This is a genomic window from Streptomyces sp. NPDC001858 (genome assembly GCF_053594615.1).
In genome coordinates this window covers 1-17,637 of sequence record NZ_JBSFEV010000035.1, presented here as the reverse complement: position 1 = coordinate 17,637, position 17,637 = coordinate 1, and the positions used below count along the sequence as shown (strand labels likewise).

The window sequence follows — 17,637 nt, the reverse complement described above, 5'->3', positions numbered from 1 at the left end:
GGACGTCACCATTCCGTCACCACCGCAAGCCGCTGGAACCTGTGACCTCATGCCCCCGTCTCGCTCCATGAAGTACATGAAACGAATGAAGAGCATGACGTTCATTACGTTCATGGAGCCGGCAGGCGGTAGCGGGACGAGGGAAGGCACAAGGACATGGAACGGCGTACGTTCATCGCAGGCGGCACGGCCGCGTTCGCGGCGGCAGTGACCGCCTGCAAGACGACCGTCGGCGGCGCGAACGGCCCGGCCTCGGCGACCGGAGCCGGTTCCGGCACCGGCACTGGCACCGGGTCGACGACCCCGTTCACGACCGCCGGCATCTCGGCCCCCGCCAACTGGACCGCGCTGGCCCGCGACCTGGACGGCACCCTCGTCCGCCCCGGCGAGGCCTCCTGGACCACGGCCAGCCAGCTCTACAACACCCGCTTCGACGGCCTCAAACCGGCCGCGGTGGCCTACGTCGCCCACGCCGACGACATCCGTACCGTCATGGCATACGCCCGCGCCCACAAGACGAAGGTCGCGATCCGCAACGGCGGCCACTCCTACGGCGGCTGGTCCTCCGGCGACGGCCGTCTGATCATCGACGTCTCCAAGCTGAACCAGGTCCGGGCGAGCGGCGCCTCGGCCGTGGTCGGCGCGGGCGCCAAGCTGATCGACGTCTACCGGACGCTCGCCGCGAAGGGCGTGACCATCCCGGCGGGCTCCTGTCCGACGGTCGGCGTCTCCGGCCTGGTCCTCGGCGGCGGCCACGGCGTGGTCTCCCGCGCCTACGGCCTGACCTGCGACAGCCTCACCCAGGCCACGATCGTCACGGCGGACGGCAAGCAGCTCATCGCCGACGCGACGACGAACAAGGACCTGTTCTGGGCGCTGCGCGGCGCCGGCAACGGCAACTTCGGCGTCGTCACGGAACTGCAGTTCAAAACCCACCCCGCGCCCCAGGCGGTGACGGGCTACCTCACCTGGCCCTGGGCGAAGGCGGCCGCGGTGGTGAAGGCATGGCAGGAGTGGGGTCCGTCACAGCCCGACGAGATCTGGTCCTCCCTGCATGTGGCGAACGCCACGGGCGGCACGCCCACCATCTCGGTCGCCGCGTTCTGCATCGGCACCTACGGCCAGCTCCAGAACGCGGTGGACCGACTGGCGGACCGGGTGGGCGCGCCGGCGTCGTCCGTCTCCCTGCGCCGCCGCACGTACGAGACGGCGATGGAGATCTACGCCGGCTGCTCCTCCTTCACCTCGGACGCGCAGTGCCATCTGCCGGGCTCGACGCCGGGCCGCTCCCCGCAGGGCGCGCTGGGCCGGGAGACCTACGCGGCCCGCTCGGACTTCTTCGACGTCTCGCTGACGACCGCCGGGATCCAGACGCTCCTGAAGCAGCTGACCTCGGTCCAGGGCGGCTCGGGCACCATCGCCCTGACGGCGCTGGGCGGCGCGGTGAACCGGGTCTCCCCCACGGCCACGGCGTTCGTCCACCGCCGCTCGCGCATGCTGGCCCAGTACATCGTGTCCTGGCGGGCGGGCACGGCGGGCACGGCGGCGCAGTCCTGGCTGACCACCGCCCACAAGGCGATGGCCCCGTACGCCTCGGGCGCGGCCTACCAGAACTACGCGGACCCGACCCTGCCGAACTGGCGCGAGGCGTACTACGGAGCCGCACTCCCCCGCCTGACCAAACTGAAGAAGCAGTACGACCCGAACGGCTTCTTCAACTACCGCCAGTCGCTATAGCCCTGAAGCCAGCAGCGCCCTGAAGCCCGGCAGCGCCCTGAAGCCGACCGCGCCCTGAAGGGGCGCGGGGAACTGCGCGACCAGCCACGACGGCGCCGCAGCAAAACGACGGCACAGCACGGCACATCGCAGCGCACCCAGCGGAGCGCTTACGCGGCGAGGTCGCGTTCCTCCGCGGCTATGTCCGCCCGAGCGCCGGGCACGAATCCGTCCCGCTCGGCGACCCGGGCGGCTCGGCTGCGCACCACCCAGCCGACCCGGGGCGACCGGTCGACGGCCTTCAGCACGGGGGTGAGCAGCATGGAGGCGATGGGCGACAGCAGCAGCGCGACGGCGGTCCCGAGCGCGAACCCTCCGATGACGTCGGTCGGGTAGTGCACCCCCATGTAGACCCGGCAGAACCCCTCCACGAGCGCGATCCCTATCCCCACCAGCCCGAACTTGCGGTTGGCGACGAACAGGCCGACGGCCATGGCCATCGTCAGGGTGGCGTGATCGCTCACGAAGGAGTAGTCGGTCTTGCCGGAGACGAGCACCTCCAGCCCCTGATGATCGATGAAGGGGCGGGGACGCTCGACGAATCCCCGTATGGGCACGTTCACCAGCACGGCGATCCCGGCGGCAAGCGGCGCCCACATGAGGGCGGCCACGGAGGACGCGGCCTCCTCGGCCCCGCCGCTGCGTCGCCGAACGCCCCACCAGCACCACACGATGAGCAGGATCATGGCGAGGAGCAGCCCGTACTCCCCGACGAACTCGACCACCCGGTCGAGCCAGTGCGGAGCGTCCTTGGCGAGCCCGTTGATGTCATAGAGCAGGTCTACGTCGGGGTTCGACCCGGAATCGGCGAGTCCAGCCATGGTGCTGCGGCCCCTTCGTCGTGTTCTGCTCGGCGCACCTCACATGCGCCCGCCTCAACAGGAACGCACGGCCCCCGTTGATACGTTCCACTCTCCACTGAATGATCACTCAGACGTTATCGAAGAGAGATAGATCCCCGCAGCTCAGAGGCCGGGTGGCGGCCTCTTTCACACCGTCGTGGGCAGCGCTTTCGCGCCATCTTCGGTGACCCGGGTGGCTCCGAAGTACTCCGCCGTGTCGATGGGGTCGAACCGGATGACGGCGCCCGTGTACGGCGCGTCGATCATGTACCCGCCTCCCACGTAGATCCCCACGTGGTGGATGGCCCGCGAGTCGCCGGGATCGGTGGAGAAGAACACCAGGTCCCCGGGCAGCAGTTCGCTCCGCTTGGGATGCGGCCCGGCGTTGTACTGATCGTTGGCGACCCGGGGCAAGGTGATCCCGACGCTCTCGTAGGCGGCCTTGGTCAACCCCGAACAGTCGAACCGTCCACCCTGGTCAGCGGTACCGTTCCCACCCCACAGATAGGGCGTCCCGAGCTTCTTCTGAGCGAAGTAGATGGCCCCGGCAGCCTGCTTGGAAGGATCCACCCGACTGACAGGCGCAGCAAAGCTCTTCTCGAGCGTCGTGATCGTCTTCACGTAGTTCCGGGTCTCCGCGTACGGCGGCACTCCCCCGTACTTGATGACCGCGTACGCCCCCGCGTTGTAGGACGCGAGCATGTTGTGGGTCGCGTCGCCGGGCACGTCCTTGACGTACGAGGCGAGCGTGCAGTCGTACGTCGCAGCCGACGGAATCGCGTCATTCGGATCCCAGACGTCGCGGTCGCCGTCCCCGTCGCCGTCGACGCCGTGCGTGGCCCATGTCCCCGGGATGAATTGCGCTATCCCCTCCGCCTTCGCCGGGCTTTTGGCGTTCGGGTTGAATCCGCTCTCCTGGTACAGCTGGGCGGCGAGCAGGGCCGGGTTGATCGCCGGGCAGAGGTTGCCCCACTTCTCCACGAGCCTCTGGTACGCGGCCGGCACCGCTCCCTTGGCCAGCCCGACGCTCGCGCCGCCCACGCCGTTGACGAGGTTCCCGGCGACGACGTACACGCCGACGACGAGCAGCATCATGAAGCTGAGCCCCGCCGCGGCGACGGAGCCCGCCGCGATCCACGTCCTACGCACCGTCAACCGCCCCTCGCCCACCGCGATTCCGCCCGCGTCAGTCTATGAGCTTCCCACCCGGAATCCGGTGCAACCGATGCTCTCGTAGTCGGACGGGCCGCCCTTGACGTGGTAGATGACCGCGGTCCAGTCGCCCGGGTCGTTGACCACGGGAATCGACGGGTGGACGGTGTCCTTCGAGATGTGACTCTGAAAGTCGTCGGGGTAGGTCAACTCGATGTACCCGCCGTCCTTCCAGTACGTGTAGACGTCCACAGGCTTGCTCGTGTAGCCGATGTTCTTGCTCTCCATCATCACTTCGTACGGCTTGCCCGTGTCGGCGTCGATCTCGTGCGGCGGCTTCACGCCCACCGAGACGTAGTACGGGGCGGGCTTCTCATCGTTGAGTTCCGCGTACTTGAACCGGAAGGAGATCTTGGCTCTCTCCGCGACGGTGGGGGAGTCCGGATCGTCGACGTCGCTCACGCTGGACTGGAGCTCCTTGGGCGGGCTGACGCTGCCGACCAGAGGGCATCTGCCGATCCCGTGCGCGGCGTCGTCGGGATCGGTCGACAGGGTCCAGTAGTCCCTGGAGATCCGGTCGTTCAGGATGTAGTCCGGCGCCTTCTGCGAACCGGCGCTCGCGCCGGGGGACGCGGAGGACGACGCGTCCCCGCCCGTCTCCCGGGCTTCGTTCCCGTCCCATGTCCTGAGCGCCACGGCGGTCCCCGTGCCCGCCACCACGGCGACCGCGAGGGCCACGATCCACGGCGTACGGCGCGTGCGTCGCCGCCCCGGAACGGCTGCCGGCGCGGCGGAGGGCGCGAGGGTCGGCACATACCCGGGTCCGACGGTCGGCACATACCCCGGGACGGCCGTGGGCACATACCCGGGTCCAGCGGTCGGCGCGTACGCCGGCGGGGTCGGCGCCCCGTGTCCCGGCGGAACCAACCCCGCCGCCCTGGCGGCCTGGAGATCCTGCGGCACGGCTTCGACGTCGCTGGTGAGCCGCCCGTAGAACGGATCCTCGGCGAGCGCCGAGGACACCGCGCAGCGGGCGATGACCTCGTCCAGCCCCGGCCGCTGCGCGGGGTCCTTGGCCACACAGGTCCGTATGAGCTCGGCCAGTTCCGGCTCGACCCCGCTGATGTCGATCTCCTCGTGGACCACCCGGTACGACACCGCGTGCGTGGGCCCCGAGCCGAACGGCGGCCGCCCCGTCGCGGCGTACGCGAGCGTCGCCCCGAGCGCGAACACGTCCGTGGCCGCCCCCACCTGATTGCTGATCAGCACCTCGGGCGCGGTGTACCCGGGCGTCCCCGGGGTGAGCCCGGTCTGCGTCAGGGCCGTGTCCGCCGCGCCGCGGGCGATGCCGAAGTCGATGAGCTGCGGGCCCTGAGCCGCGAGGATGACGTTCTGCGGTTTGAGGTCCCGGTGCGTCACGCCGTACGCGTGCACACTCGCCAACGCCTCGGCCAGAGCCGCGAACAACCGCCGCGCGGTGTCCAAGGGCAGCGGCCCCCGCTCCCGCACCGCCTCGCTCAGGGTCGGCCCCGCCACGTACTCGGTCGCCAGCCAATAAGGCGCCGTCTCCAGCTCGGCGTCGATGAGGTTCGCCGTGTAGGCGCTGCGTACCGCCCGGGCCGTCTCCACCTCTCGGCGGAACCGGGCCAGCGCCTCCGGGTGGTCGATGATCTCGTCCCGGATCACTTTGATCGCCACGAGCCGTCCACCGGGCGAGCGCCCGAGGTAGACCTGCCCCATGCCGCCCGCGCCCAGCCTCGCGAGGAGCGTGTGCGCGCCCATCCGCGCGGGGTCATGAGCCTTCAGTACATCCACCGAACCGACCTTGCCACACAGATCAGTTCACCCGGGAGACGATCCCCTCGCCCGACCCCCGGTGAGGTTTCTGTCGGTCGTCTCAAGGCCGCCCCTGGGGCGCGTCAAGCCGGGCCCATCGTTCGACCACGGATTGCCCACCCCTCACCATGATCGGGCAACGTACGCACAAAGGTTTCGGCATCGGTCGTACGTTCCACCCCGTGATATCCGAAGACGCTCCCCCCGGAACCGCCCGCCGCGCTCTTCTCCGCGGCGGCATGGCCGGCGCCCTGGCCCTCGGCGGCACCGCCCTCGCCACCATCCCCGCCTCCGCAACCCCCCACCCCACCGCGCCCCGCCCCGGCACAGCCGCCGAAGCCCTGCGTGAGCTGGCCGCCGGCAACCTGCGCTGGCGCACCTACCGCGAGCGGCACCCGGACGAGACCCCCGCCGTCCGCCAGAGCCTGACGACCGCTCAGCACCCCTTCGCCGTCGTCCTCGGCTGCATCGACTCCCGGGTGCCCCCGGAGCTCGTCTTCGACCAGGGCCTGGGCGACCTGATGACCGTCCGCACCGCGGGCGAGGTCCTGGACGAGGCCGTGCTCGGCAGCATCGCCTACGGAGTGCTCGAACTGGACATCCCGCTGGTCATGGTGCTCGGCCACCAGTCCTGCGGCGCGGTGAAGGCCGCCGTCCAGGCGGACCTGACCGGCGACGAGCTCCCCGCCCACATCCAGTATCTGGCCGATCAGATCAGCCCGAACATCGACCGCACCAAGGACGGCGACGCCCGCGTCGACTCGACCATCGACGCCAACATCCGAGCCGTCCGCGCCCGCCTCGCCGCCGAACCCGACCTCGCAGCGAAGATCGCCGCGGGCGAGCTGGCCGTCGTCGGCGCACGCTACGAGCTGACCACGCAGCACGTGCACCGCATCGCCTGAGCCCGCCCACCCCCTAGGGCGCCGAGGCCGCGTCCCGGTACAGTTCCGCCGCCTCGGCCCCAAGGACCACGCTGTACGAGATGTCGGCCGTGGCGCCGCCCTGCTCGTGGCCGCCGAGGATGCCGACGACCTCGTCGTCGCCGTTCACCCACGGGCTGCCGCTCGTTCCGCCGGTGAAGGCGGGGCAGTCGATGCGCTGCTGGGTGGGGTTGTGCGGGGTGGGCCGGTTGGTGCAGCGGATCGGCGCCTCGATCGAGGTGGGGTAGCCGGTGACGGTCACGGCCGTGGCCCCGGTGCGGGTGCCCGTGACGAACCGGTTGCCGCCGACGACGTCCTCGACGTCCTTCCCGCCCCGCTCCCCGAGCACGGCGAACGCGACGTCGCTGTCCTCGTCCTCCCCGTTCGCCCACCCGTCGGGCAGGACGACCCGCTGGATGCTCCAGACCCCGTGCGGAGCGACGCCGTCCCGGTACCCCGGCGCGAAGACGAGATCGCCGCCCCCGCCCCCGGCCCTGGCACGGGCCAGACAGTGCGCCGCGCTGACGATCAGGTCGTGCCGCGGGCTGTGCACCACGGACGCCGTGCAGAAGTGCTCACCGGCGAGCTTGCCGGCGTGCGCGTCGGCGGCGGTGAACAGCGTGCCGACCCGCGCGGTCTGCGCCGTCGCCACCGCGACGGCCGTCACCCCCAGGGGGCCGGGCCCCCCGTCGGCGGCCGCCTCGGAGGCGGAGGTGACGGCCAGCAGGACGACCGCACCGAGCAGCGCGTTTCGCTTCATCGGGTTCACTGTGTCCCACGAAGGTGAGAGAAGCCTCAGATACGTCTTCCGGCTCTTCCGGTCCTTCCGACGCTACCCGCACCCGGCCCGCACAACCTTCCCAGCCGTGCCCCCCCGACGCCGAGGCACCCACCCCACCGCAAGTTGTAAGTTGTTGGACCCACCTGCACAGAGCCCCTCGGCACTCACCCATGTGGGTGACATCGCTCATCACGACCCTCGAAAAGGACACCCCCGTGGCTGACATCCCCGCCGACCTCACCTGGACCCGAGCCGCCCCGCCGGACGCCACCGGACCCGGCCCCTGGTTCGAGATCGCCTTCGGCGAAGGGGACGGGGAGGACGACCCGCAGGCCCCCGTCTACCTGCGCGTGACCGACGACCCGGAGAACGTCGTCACGACCAACCGCCGCAAGTGGGACGCGTTCGTACTGGGCGTCCAGGCAGGCGAGTTCGACCACTTCGTGGAAGGACATCTCCCCGACCCTCCGCACGACCCTCCGCACGACCCCTCGTCGGCCTCCGCGTAGGTCAAGCCCCGGCCATCGCCGCACCATCCGCCCGCAACTGATCAGCAATCCCCCAACCCCCTTCGGTATGGCGGAAGTCAGGATTCCGCCGCCCGCCTTGTTGTCGCGTACTCAACAAGGCAACGTCGTCCGCGGGCCGCCGCCCGCACCACGCATCACCACCCGCACTGCCCCTGCCACCCCACTCCCAGGAGCGTGTACGTTGCGTACGACGACTGCCCCCGTCACCGCCGCCATACCCGGCAGACGACGCCGGCGCCTGCACCGCATCGGCGCCTCGGCCCTCGGCGCCGCCGCCCTCGTCTTCGCCGGTCTCGGCACCGCGGCGGCCCCAGCGAGCGCGGCCCCCACCGCCGCCCCCGCCACCGTCCCCACGGCCTCCTCGAAGGTGACCTGGGCGGCCACCCCCTGCGCCACGCCCAAGCACAAGGGCGACCTGGCCTGCCACTCCTTCCGCGTCACCGGCGGCATCACCGCCTTCCAGAAGCAGCAGGCCGAGGCCGACGGCGTCACACCCAAGGCCGCCGACGCCGCCACCCCCTCCGGCTACGGCCCGTCCGACCTCCAGGACGCCTACGGCCTGACGGACGCGGCCGCGAACAACGGTGACGGCGAGACCATCGCCGTCGTCGACGCCTACGACGACCCGAACGCCGCCGCCGACCTCGCCAAGTACCGTGCGTACTACGGCCTCCCCGCCTGCACGGTGGCCAACGGCTGCTTCAAGAAGGTGAGTCAGACCGGCTCGACGACCTCCCTGCCGACCGCCGACAGCGGCTGGGCCGAGGAGGAGTCCCTCGACCTCGACATGGCGAGCGCGGTCTGCCCGAACTGCAACATCCTGCTGGTCGAGGCGACTTCCTCGTCCATGGCCAACCTCGGCAAGGCCGTGAACGAGGCCGTGACGCTCCGCGCGAAGTTCGTCTCCAACAGCTACGGCGGCTCCGAGTCGTCGTCGGACACGAGCTACGACTCCTCCTACTTCAAGCACCCGGGCGTCGCCATCACCGTCAGCGCGGGCGACGAGGGCTACGGCGCCGAGTACCCGGCCGCGTCCAAGTACGTGACGTCGGTGGGCGGCACGGCCCTGTCGGAGAGCTCCTCCACCACCCGCGGCTGGACCGAGCAGGTCTGGAACACCAGTTCCACCGAGGGCACCGGCTCCGGCTGCTCCGCCTACGACGCCAAGCCGACCTGGCAGACCGACACCGGCTGCGCCAAGCGGACCGTCTCCGACGTCTCGGCCGTGGCCGACCCGGCGACCGGCGTCTCGGTCTACGACTCCTACGGCGTCACCGCCGGCTGGTACACCTTCGGCGGCACCAGCGCCTCCGCCCCGATCACCGCGGCCGTCTACGCCCTCGCCGGCACCCCCGGCAGCAGCGACTACCCGGCCGCGTACCCCTACGCCGCCGCCGGCACCTCCGCCCTGAACGACGTCACCAGCGGCAGCAACGGCACCTGCTCCGCGGGCGCGAGCTACCTCTGCACCGCCAGGTCGGGCTACGACGGCCCCACCGGCGTCGGCACCCCACAGGGCACGGAAGCCTTCACCGACTGACCCTCAGTCACTTCCATGGAAAACCCCCGAACGGGCCCCGGCACCCAGCCGAGGCCCGTTCGCCGTCCGTCGCCACGCCTGTGAGATGTTCGTCATGAGAACATCGAAACGTACGCTCACCCGACCAGCCGTCAGAACCGGTACAGGGCCGTGAAGTGGGCTAACGACGGAACCACACCACAGGTTCCGCACCCACCTCATTGCCCGGCGTGACCTGCCGTGATACACAGAGTGACTGTACGAGCCATTCGTACGAATCCCGCCCACCAATGACGCCAAGTCGACATACGACGGCGGCTTTGTCGGCGACAATAGGCGTGACCTCTGCACACCGGCAGGGGACTGCGGAACTACCCACCAGGGGCGGTGACTTACATGCTGTTTGCGGCCGACAAGGGCGATATCAACACCATCATCGGTGGGATCGCTCCGGACTGGGGGCCCTTCGGCAGCCTGGGCAACGAGGCCAAGGTGATGATCGAGGTCGTGATGGCGGTCGCCATCCTCCTCTGCCTGGGCATCGCCATCTGGGGCGCGGCCAAGCAACGCATCGGCGCGACCGCCCTGCGGGACACCTTCAGCGCGGAACAGGGCAAAGGCCTCATCATCGCGGGCCTGACGGGCGTCTTCATCATCGGCTCCCTGGGGACGCTGTTCACGATCGTGTACGGCATGGCCGTGTAGCCGCGTCCCCGCGCACCACCCCCAGTCCCGTCCGGGCACGCCCGGCCCGCCACCCCCACCCACCTGTCGTGCCCACCGGCTGAGGTTGCGTTTCCCTGATGTCCCTGATGTCGAGTCACCACACCGCGCCCGCGCGGGAACCAGCACGGCTACCGTCGTACTTCTACGCGTTCCGGTACGGCAGCGAGGGGGCGTTCGCGGCATGACTCCCGGCGACGAACACGACTACGGCGAATCCGCGCGCACCGACGAGGGCCACGGGTACGGCGGAACCCGCCTCCGGCTGCCCGAGAACGACCCCTACGGCGGTGCCCGCAGAGGCGGCCGCTCGTCCTCCCGCAGCCTGGTGACGGTGGTCGGCGTCGTCGTCCTCCTCATTGCGGCGATCGCCTTCGCGAACCGCGGAGGAGACGATTCCTCTTCGACGTCGACAAGCGGCGACACCGGCAACAAACCAAAGACTTCCAGCACAGCGGCAACCGGGACGAAGCCGGTGGATTCGAAGACGGGCGGCATCCCCTCGGGGTTCGCGCGCACCCAGCAGGGAGCCCAGTCGGCCGCCGCCAACTACGCGGTGGCGCTGGGCTCGACCGGCATGTTCCAGAAGGACAGCCGGCACGACCTCGTCGACACCGTCTACACCAGCGCCGCCGCGGCCAAGCTGCAGTCGGCCATGGACCAGGCGTACTCGGCGGACTTCCTTGCGAAGATGGGCCTCGACGCCGAGGGCAGGGCCCCCGAGGGCAACACCTTCGTCTCCCGTGTGGTGCCGGTGGGCACCACGGCCCAGACCTACTCCGACAGCACCGCCAAGGTCGCCGTCTGGTACCTGGGCCTCATCGGCATGTCCGGGACGACCTCCACCGACCCGGTCACCTCGTCCTGGAAGACCTGGACCTTCGACCTCGCCTGGACCGGCAGCGACTGGAAGATCGCCGACGACCAGCAGCAGGACGGTCCCGCCCCGGTCCCCGGCGACGACGCGGCCGCGACCTCCGACGAGATCAGCAAGGCCATCGAGGAGTACGGAGGGTTCACGTATGCCCGGTAAGCCGCGCCGCCTGCTCAGGCTCGCCGGAGTCGTGACGGCCGTCCAGACCTCGGCCGTCCTGCTGGCCACCCGCGCCTTCGCGGCCCCCACCCCGTCGCCCTCGCCCTCCCCCTCGCCGTCCGGCAGCCTGGACTGCAGTCTCATCTCCGGCGAAGCCAAGAAGTACTGCGAGAAGGGCAACGCGGACTCGGGCGCCACCACCAACCCCGGCGTCTCCGACACCCTCGACCCCCTCTCCTCGCTCGCCAAGGGCTGTGCCGACGCCGCCGCCTGGACCGTCGACAAGCTCAGCGAGGCCGTCAAGGACACCGCGAACGTCGACTTCACCAACGAGCGGTTCCTCAAGCAGTACGCCGTCGTCTTCGCCGCCTCGACCGTCCTGACCCTCCTGCTGTGGCTGCTGGCCGTCGCCAAACGCGCAGTGCGCGGCGTGCCGCTCACCACCGCCATCGGCGAAGCCGTCGGCTTCCTCTGGCTGACGGTCCTCGCCTCCGCCTTCACCCCCCTCATCCTCTACACCGTCGTCTCCGCCACGGACGGCATCACCGACGTCCTCGCGAAGACCACCGGCAACCAGACCGACACGTTCTTCGGCACCTTCTCCGAGGCCCTCGAAAAGGGCGAGAACATCGGCGGCGGCCCGATCATGCTGATCGTCGTCTCCATGGTGTCGATCCTCGCCGCCGGCGTGCTCTGGCTGGAGCTGGTCCTGCGGGCGGCCCTGCTCTACGTCGGCGCGCTGCTCGGCACCGTCGTCTACGCGGGCCTCGTCGACAAGCACCTGTGGAGCCACGTCCGCCGCTGGGCCGGCATCATGATCGCCGTCATCCTGGTCAAACCGGTCATCGTGATCGTCCTCGGCCTCGCCGGGGCGCTGTCCGCCGACGACGGCCCGAACGCCTTCTCCGCCGTCGTCTCCGGCCTCTCCATCATCCTGCTCGCGATCTTCGCCAGCGCGATGATCTACCGCTTCGTCCCCGGCTTCGGCGACGAGATCGCGAGCGGCCGCAACAACCGCATCATGCAGGGAGCCGAGGGCAAGGCCGCGGCCGTCATCAGCTCCCCGGCGACCCTCGTCGCCCAGGGCATCAAGACGCACAGCTCCCGTGCGGACAACAACGGCGGAGGCGGCCAGTCCGGCTCCTCCGCCGCCCGCCCCGCCAACCCCGCATCCGGCGGGGTCGCCGCGCACAGCTCGCGCAGCTCGAACGGGGGCGGCGGATCTGTCCCCTCCGCCGCACCCGCGCCCCGCGCGAGCAGCCCGGTCAACACCCCGCACGCAGGCAACACCCGCAACAGCAGTACCAACCGCACGGGAGGTGAAGGGCGTTGACGACCGAGTCCCATGTGTCCCACGGGATCACGCCCCGCCGTACATATCTGATCGGCCGCGCCCGGCCGAACGCGATCGTCGGCCGCAACCGCGAGACCGGCGAGATCGCGCTCATCGTCGTCGGCGCGTTCCTCGGCATGATGTGCGGCCTCCTCGTCCCCGTCCTCGCCCTGCGCATCGTGCTGCTCAGCGGCTTCCCGATGCTCGGACTGGCCGCGGTCTACGTGCCGTACAAGCACCGCACCTTCTACAAGTGGTTCGAGATCAACCGCAGTTACAAGCGCACCCTGCGCCAGGGGACCACGTACCGCTCGTCCGCCGCCGAGGCCGGCACCCGCATCGACGGCCAGGAGATCGAGATCGGCCCGCCCCCGGGCATCGGCCGCATCAGCTGGCTGGCCGCCCCCTTCGGCCCCGACGAGATCGCCGTCCTGCTGCACGCCGACCGCCGTACGGTGACGGCCGCCATCGAGATCGAGGGCCCGGGCGTCGGCCTGCGCGACAGCGAGGACCAGGAAGCCCTGGTCGACCGGTTCGGCACCCTCCTCAAGCATGTGGCCAACGGCGACGGCTTCGTCACCCGCCTCCAGATGCTCGCCCGCACCCTCCCCGCCGACCCCGACGCCCACGCCAAGGACGTCGCCGTCCGCGGGGACGAGAAGTCCCCCGACTGGCTGGCCCGCTCCTACGACCAGCTCCAGTCCATGGTGTCCACCAGCAGCGAGCAGCACCGCGCCTACCTCGTCGCCTGTATGCACTACACGCGCGAACTGTCCGCCGAGGCGCACGCCATGGCCCGCGCCGCCCGCCCCCAGTCCGGCCGCAAACTCGACCGCGACGCCGGTCTCGCCGTCGTCATGGCCCGCGAGCTGACCGACATCTGCTCCCGGCTCCAGGAGGCGGACATCCGCGTCCGCCAGCCCCTCGGCCAAGGCCGGCTGTCCTCCCTCGTCCACTCCATGTACGACCCGGACCACCCCATCGACCACATCCAGGCGATGACCAAGCGCAACGCCTGGCCGGCCGAGCTCGACGCCATGGAGCCGACGTACCTCCAGGCCAAGACCCGCGAGTCCTCCACCCGAGCCCCCTGGTGCCACGCCACCGCCTGGGTGAAGGAGTGGCCGATGACCCCGGTGGGCGTCAACTTCCTCGCCCCCCTGCTCGTCCACACCCCCGACGTCATCCGCACGGTCGCCGTCACGATGGACCTCGAACCCACCGAGGTCGCCATCGAGCGCATGCTCACGGAGAAGACGAACGACGAGGCGGAGGCGAGCCGCGCCGCCAAGATGAACCGCACCGTCGACCCTCGTGACGTGGCCGCCCACGGCCGCCTCGACCAGCGCGGCGAGGACCTCGCGTCCGGCGCGGCCGGCGTGAACCTGGTCGGCTACATCACCGTCTCCTCCCGCAACCCCGAGGCCCTCGCCCGCGACAAGCGGACGATAAGGGCGTCGGCGGGCAAGTCGTACCTGAAGCTGGAGTGGTGCGACCGAGAGCACCACCGGGCGTTCGTGAACACCCTCCCGTTCGCCACCGGAATCCGAAGGTAGGGGCTGATGAGCTGATGCGGGATCCGCTGTCCGTCCTCACGGACTCCTTCACCTCCTTCCTCTTCGGCAAGGTCGAGACGACCCGGCTGCCGGTGCGCACCTCCACGGGCCAGGCCCAGGCCGTCTACCTGCCCACGGCCGCCCCCGGCCTCGGCGACTCCGGCGTCATCATCGGCCGCGAGGTCTACTCCGGAAAGGGCTACATCTACGACCCCTTCCAGCTGTACGGCCAGCAGCTCCCGGCCCCGCACTGGCTGGTCCTGGGCGAGTCCGGCAACGGCAAGTCGGCCCTGGAGAAGACCTACGTCCTGCGCCAGCTCCGCTTCCGCGACCGCCAGGTCGTCGTCCTGGACGCCCAGGGCGAGGACGGCGTCGGCGAATGGAACCTCATCGCGCAGGCGCTGGGAATAACCCCCATCCGTCTGGACCCGATGGCCGCCCTGGACATGGGGATCCGCCTCAACCCCCTGGACCCGTCGATCACCACGACCGGCCAGCTGGCGCTGCTGCGCACCATCATCGAAGTCGCGATGGGCCACGGCCTCGACGAGCGCTCCGGCTTCGCCCTCAAGGTCGCCCACGCCTACGTCAACGAGACGATCGTCGACCGCCAACCGGTCCTGATGGACATCGTCGAACAACTGCGCCACCCCGAACCGGAGTCGGCGGAGGCGATGAACGTCGCCATAGACGACGTACGGGCCTGGGGCCTGGACGTGGCACTCGTCCTGGACCGCCTGGTCGACGGCGACCTCCGCGGCATGTTCGACGGCCCGACGACGGTCGGCATCGACCTGGACGCCCCCCTCATCGTGTTCGATCTGTCCCACATCGACCGCAACTCCATCGCCATGCCGATCCTGATGGCGATCGTCGGGGTCTGGCTGGAACACACCTGGATCCGCCCCGACCGGAAGAAGCGCATCTTCCTGGTCGAGGAGGCCTGGCACATCATCAACAGCCCGTTCGTGGCCCAGCTGTTCCAGCGCCTGCTGAAGTTCGGCCGCCGGCTCGGCCTGTCCTTCGTCGCGGTCGTCCACCACCTGTCCGACGTGGTCGACGGAGCGGCGGCGAAGGAAGCGGCCGCCATCCTCAAGATGGCGTCCACCCGCACCATCTACGCCCAGAAGGCGGACGAGGCCCGAGCGACCGGCCGGGTCATCGGCCTCCCCCGCTGGGCGGTGGAGATCATCCCGACCCTCACCCCCGGCATCGCGGTATGGGACGTCAACGGCAATGTCCAGGTCGTGAAACACCTGGTCACGGAGACGGAACGCCCCCTCGTCTTCACCGACCGGGCCATGACGGAAACCTCCGCCGAACAGGCGGCCGCCGACGACGACGCCCTGCTCGCCGCCGAACTCGAACAGGAACGACGAGCCGCGGCCTTCATGGAACAACACCTGGCCGACCTGGACGGCTCCTCCGAGTCGACGGTGGCATAGGCATCGGTGTAGGCGCAGAGGGACGGGGTTGTCATGAGACCGGGTGACGAGCAGCGCGGCCAGCGCCAGGGAGGCATCCCCGACGGGCTGCTCGTCGGCATACTCGCCTTCCTGCTCGGCATGACCCTGCTGGTCTGGACGGCGACCGGCCTGGCAGCCCTCTTCGCCCACGGCTCCTGGCCCGCGGGCGTCACCTTCACCCGCACCCCCCTCGCCATGCGCCACCTCGTCGCCGAGCCCCACGACATCCCCGGCGCCTGGCCGGAGGCAGCGGCGGCGGACCTCTCGGGCTACGGACTCTTCTGGGGCCTGTTCATCAGCGAACTGATGATCCTCTTCGTCCTCACGGTGTTCGGGATAGGGACGGTGGCCCGATGGCGCACGGTACGAGCGAAACACAGGACGACACCGCAGGAACCGCCCGCACGTGAGGCACCTGCGCACGAGGTGCCGACGTACGACGTACCGACGCCCAGAACAGAACCGGCCCCTGAGCCGGCGCCGGAACCGAAGCCGCTGAACCCTACGCCGGCGCCGATGCTCACACCGGCGCCGATGGAACCTCTCGGCCCGGTCGTCTACGGCCCCCCGGCCACTCGGATCGGCGCCGCGGCCCAGGCCGTCCGAGACGCCGAGGGCCCCGCCCTCGTCCTCACCTCCGACCCGGCCCTCTGGCAGGACACCAAGGACGCCAGAGCCAAGCTGGGCCCGGTCCACCTCTACGACCCCACCCACCGCTGCGACACCCCGGCCCGCCTGCACTGGTCCCCCACCGCAGGCTGCGAGGTCAAGGCGACGGCGGCAGCGAGAGCAACCGCCCTCCTGACCCCCGTACGCCCCACCGCCCGCCTGGACCAGACGGTCAGCGAAACGGCGGAAACCCTCCTGCGCAGCTACCTCCACGCCGCCGCGATCGACGGCCGCACGGTCCGCCACGTCCACCGCTGGTCCCAGGGCACCGGCATCCAGGAAGCGGTCCGCACCCTGCGCACCCACCCCAAGGCGGCCCCGGGCGCGGCCGGCGAACTCGAAGCCGCCCTGACCGCCCACCCCGAACGCCGGGACATCGCCCAGGAACTGACGGCCCGAGCCCTCTCCGCCCTCTCCACGGTCAATATCCGCGAGGCCTGCACTCCCCATCGAGCCGATGCCCTCGGCTTGGATTCCTTCGTGGACGAGGGGGGAACGCTTTACGTGGTCGGCGAATCCCTCGAGGACCCCAGGACAAACCCAGGCGCGATGCCCCTCCTGACGGCCCTCGTCTCCAGCGTGGTCGAGCGCGGCCGGACCATGGCCGAACGGTCACCCGCCGGTCGCCTCGACCCACCACTCACACTCGTCCTCGACGACGTGGCGGCCGTGGCCCCGATCTCCCGGCTCCCGGAGCTACTGGCCACCGGAGCCGACCGCGGCCTCCCCACCCTGGCCCTGCTCCGCTCCCGCGAACAGGCCCGCTCCCGCTGGCCGAACGCCGAACTCCCGGTCTGACCTCACTCGCGCTCCAGGGCCAACTCCAACTCGGTCTCCCCTTGAGCCTGCGGCAACGGCACTATGACTCCGGTCGGCTCGAACCCCGCCTTCCGATAGAACCGCTGTGCCCGCCCGTTCTCCTCATGCACGATCAGCCGGACACGCTCGGCACCCTGCGCCCACGCCCACTCCAGGCCGGCGTCGAACAGCACCTCGGTCAGCCCGATGCCCCGGCACTCCGGCTGCACGAACACACCGACGATGTGCCCCTGCCGCCGCTCGACGTCGAACCCGGCCCAGTCGGACGTCCCGGCCTCTTCCAGGAGCACGGTCAGGGTCGCGACCCACTCGCCGTCCGGCCCCTCGGCGATGATCTGCTGAGCCCCGCCGGCGCCCTCGGCAACGCCCACAGCCCGCTCCTGCCAGAAGGAGTCCGGCCGGGCCGCGGCAGTCTCGTAGGTCTCGAGAAAAGCGAGATGCGCGACCGGATCCCGCAACGCGACGAGCCGCAGTTGCTTTGCCGCAGCCCATTCGTCGGCCCGTATGGAACGGATCTTGTAGTTCATGCGGACCACGGTAGCCGAAACGCAGAAAACCCCCGTACCGAATTAACGGTACGGGGGTTTCTATAATATTTGTTCGGCGGTGTCCTACTCTCCCACAGGGTCCCCCCTGCAGTACCATCGGCGCTGTAAGGCTTAGCTTCCGGGTTCGGAAT

15 protein-coding genes and 1 rRNA gene are annotated in these 17,637 nt (G+C 70.2%); 10 read left to right on the top strand and 6 right to left on the bottom strand.

The window, feature by feature from the left end; all coding sequences use genetic code 11:
* The first annotated feature begins 156 nt into the window (after window positions 1-156).
* Window positions 157-1,737, top strand: coding sequence for an FAD-binding oxidoreductase (locus ACWCPF_RS35055; protein WP_451049145.1), 1,581 nt, complete (start codon window positions 157-159; stop codon window positions 1,735-1,737).
* Between the two features lie 149 nt (window positions 1,738-1,886).
* Here the strand turns inward: ACWCPF_RS35055 and ACWCPF_RS35050 are convergent, their stop codons facing one another.
* From ACWCPF_RS35050 to ACWCPF_RS35040, 3 genes are all read right to left on the bottom strand, one after another.
* Window positions 1,887-2,597: a phosphatase PAP2 family protein gene (locus tag ACWCPF_RS35050; RefSeq protein ID WP_451049144.1), complete on the bottom strand. Its 711-nt coding sequence runs from the start codon at window positions 2,595-2,597 to the stop codon at window positions 1,887-1,889.
* A gap of 168 nt (window positions 2,598-2,765) precedes the next feature.
* Window positions 2,766-3,773 carry a C40 family peptidase gene (locus ACWCPF_RS35045; protein ID WP_451049143.1) on the bottom strand — a complete coding sequence of 336 codons (1,008 nt, stop codon included), beginning with the start codon at window positions 3,771-3,773 and terminating at the stop codon, window positions 2,766-2,768.
* A gap of 36 nt (window positions 3,774-3,809) precedes the next feature.
* Entirely contained in the window at window positions 3,810-5,585 is a 1,776-nt protein-coding gene (locus ACWCPF_RS35040) for a serine/threonine-protein kinase (protein WP_451049142.1), read from the bottom strand.
* Window positions 5,586-5,845: 260 nt separating this feature from the next.
* Between ACWCPF_RS35040 and ACWCPF_RS35035 the strand changes: the two genes are divergently transcribed.
* Window positions 5,846-6,511, top strand: a complete 666-nt coding sequence (locus tag ACWCPF_RS35035; protein WP_451049228.1) for a carbonic anhydrase — start codon at window positions 5,846-5,848, stop codon at window positions 6,509-6,511.
* 13 nt (window positions 6,512-6,524) lie between these two features.
* On the opposite strand, the gene ACWCPF_RS35030 is transcribed toward ACWCPF_RS35035, so the two are convergent.
* Complete coding sequence (locus ACWCPF_RS35030; protein WP_451049141.1) at window positions 6,525-7,289, bottom strand: trypsin-like serine peptidase; 765 nt, start codon at window positions 7,287-7,289, stop codon at window positions 6,525-6,527.
* Window positions 7,290-7,525: 236 nt separating this feature from the next.
* Here ACWCPF_RS35030 and ACWCPF_RS35025 point away from each other — a divergent pair, with 236 nt between their 5' ends.
* The 8 genes from ACWCPF_RS35025 (at window position 7,526) to ACWCPF_RS34990 (ending at window position 16,937) form a co-directional block, all read left to right on the top strand.
* Window positions 7,526-7,819: a DUF397 domain-containing protein gene (locus ACWCPF_RS35025; protein WP_451049140.1), complete on the top strand. Its 294-nt coding sequence runs from the start codon at window positions 7,526-7,528 to the stop codon at window positions 7,817-7,819.
* Window positions 7,820-8,021: 202 nt separating this feature from the next.
* Window positions 8,022-9,380, top strand: coding sequence for a S53 family peptidase (locus ACWCPF_RS35020; RefSeq protein WP_451049139.1), 1,359 nt, complete (start codon window positions 8,022-8,024; stop codon window positions 9,378-9,380).
* Between the two features lie 375 nt (window positions 9,381-9,755).
* Entirely contained in the window at window positions 9,756-10,064 is a 309-nt protein-coding gene (locus ACWCPF_RS35015) for a hypothetical protein (protein ID WP_003991275.1), read from the top strand.
* A 202-nt stretch (window positions 10,065-10,266) separates the two neighbouring features.
* Window positions 10,267-11,115 (top strand): hypothetical protein, encoded by an 849-nt coding sequence (locus ACWCPF_RS35010; RefSeq protein WP_451049138.1) that lies wholly within the window; start codon window positions 10,267-10,269, stop codon window positions 11,113-11,115.
* Window positions 11,105-12,448, top strand: a complete 1,344-nt coding sequence (locus ACWCPF_RS35005; RefSeq protein ID WP_451049137.1) for a hypothetical protein — start codon at window positions 11,105-11,107, stop codon at window positions 12,446-12,448. Before ACWCPF_RS35010 ends, ACWCPF_RS35005 begins: the two co-directional genes overlap by 11 nt.
* Entirely contained in the window at window positions 12,445-14,004 is a 1,560-nt protein-coding gene (locus ACWCPF_RS35000; protein ID WP_451049136.1) for an SCO6880 family protein, read from the top strand. The genes ACWCPF_RS35005 and ACWCPF_RS35000 overlap by 4 nt, the downstream gene beginning before the upstream one ends.
* A gap of 14 nt (window positions 14,005-14,018) precedes the next feature.
* On the top strand, window positions 14,019-15,449 hold the full coding sequence (locus ACWCPF_RS34995) for an ATP-binding protein (protein WP_451049135.1): 1,431 nt from the start codon (window positions 14,019-14,021) through the stop codon (window positions 15,447-15,449).
* Between the two features lie 33 nt (window positions 15,450-15,482).
* Complete coding sequence (locus tag ACWCPF_RS34990) at window positions 15,483-16,937, top strand: type IV secretory system conjugative DNA transfer family protein (RefSeq protein WP_451049134.1); 1,455 nt, start codon at window positions 15,483-15,485, stop codon at window positions 16,935-16,937.
* A gap of 2 nt (window positions 16,938-16,939) precedes the next feature.
* Here the strand turns inward: ACWCPF_RS34990 and ACWCPF_RS34985 are convergent, their stop codons facing one another.
* Both ACWCPF_RS34985 and rrf read right to left on the bottom strand, forming a co-directional pair.
* Window positions 16,940-17,485 carry a GNAT family N-acetyltransferase gene (locus ACWCPF_RS34985; RefSeq protein WP_451049133.1) on the bottom strand — a complete coding sequence of 182 codons (546 nt, stop codon included), beginning with the start codon at window positions 17,483-17,485 and terminating at the stop codon, window positions 16,940-16,942.
* A gap of 71 nt (window positions 17,486-17,556) precedes the next feature.
* A 5S ribosomal RNA gene (rrf, locus tag ACWCPF_RS34980) occupies window positions 17,557-17,637 on the bottom strand; the annotation flags it as partial.

Bases quoted from the DNA above. Each gene is read 5' to 3' on its own strand.
- ACWCPF_RS35055 (WP_451049145.1), top strand. From the start codon at position 157: ATGGAACGGCGTACGTTCATCGCAGGCGGCACGGCCGCGTTCGCGGCG.
- ACWCPF_RS35050 (WP_451049144.1), bottom strand. From the start codon at position 2,597: ATGGCTGGACTCGCCGATTCCGGGTCGAACCCCGACGTAGACCTGCTC.
- ACWCPF_RS35035 (WP_451049228.1), top strand. From the start codon at position 5,846: ATGGCCGGCGCCCTGGCCCTCGGCGGCACCGCCCTCGCCACCATCCCC.
- ACWCPF_RS35030 (WP_451049141.1), bottom strand. From the start codon at position 7,289: ATGAAGCGAAACGCGCTGCTCGGTGCGGTCGTCCTGCTGGCCGTCACC.
- ACWCPF_RS35015 (WP_003991275.1), top strand. From the start codon at position 9,756: ATGCTGTTTGCGGCCGACAAGGGCGATATCAACACCATCATCGGTGGG.
- ACWCPF_RS35010 (WP_451049138.1), top strand. From the start codon at position 10,267: ATGACTCCCGGCGACGAACACGACTACGGCGAATCCGCGCGCACCGAC.
- ACWCPF_RS35005 (WP_451049137.1), top strand. From the start codon at position 11,105: ATGCCCGGTAAGCCGCGCCGCCTGCTCAGGCTCGCCGGAGTCGTGACG.
- ACWCPF_RS34995 (WP_451049135.1), top strand. From the start codon at position 14,019: ATGCGGGATCCGCTGTCCGTCCTCACGGACTCCTTCACCTCCTTCCTC.
- ACWCPF_RS34990 (WP_451049134.1), top strand. From the start codon at position 15,483: ATGAGACCGGGTGACGAGCAGCGCGGCCAGCGCCAGGGAGGCATCCCC.
- ACWCPF_RS34985 (WP_451049133.1), bottom strand. From the start codon at position 17,485: ATGAACTACAAGATCCGTTCCATACGGGCCGACGAATGGGCTGCGGCA.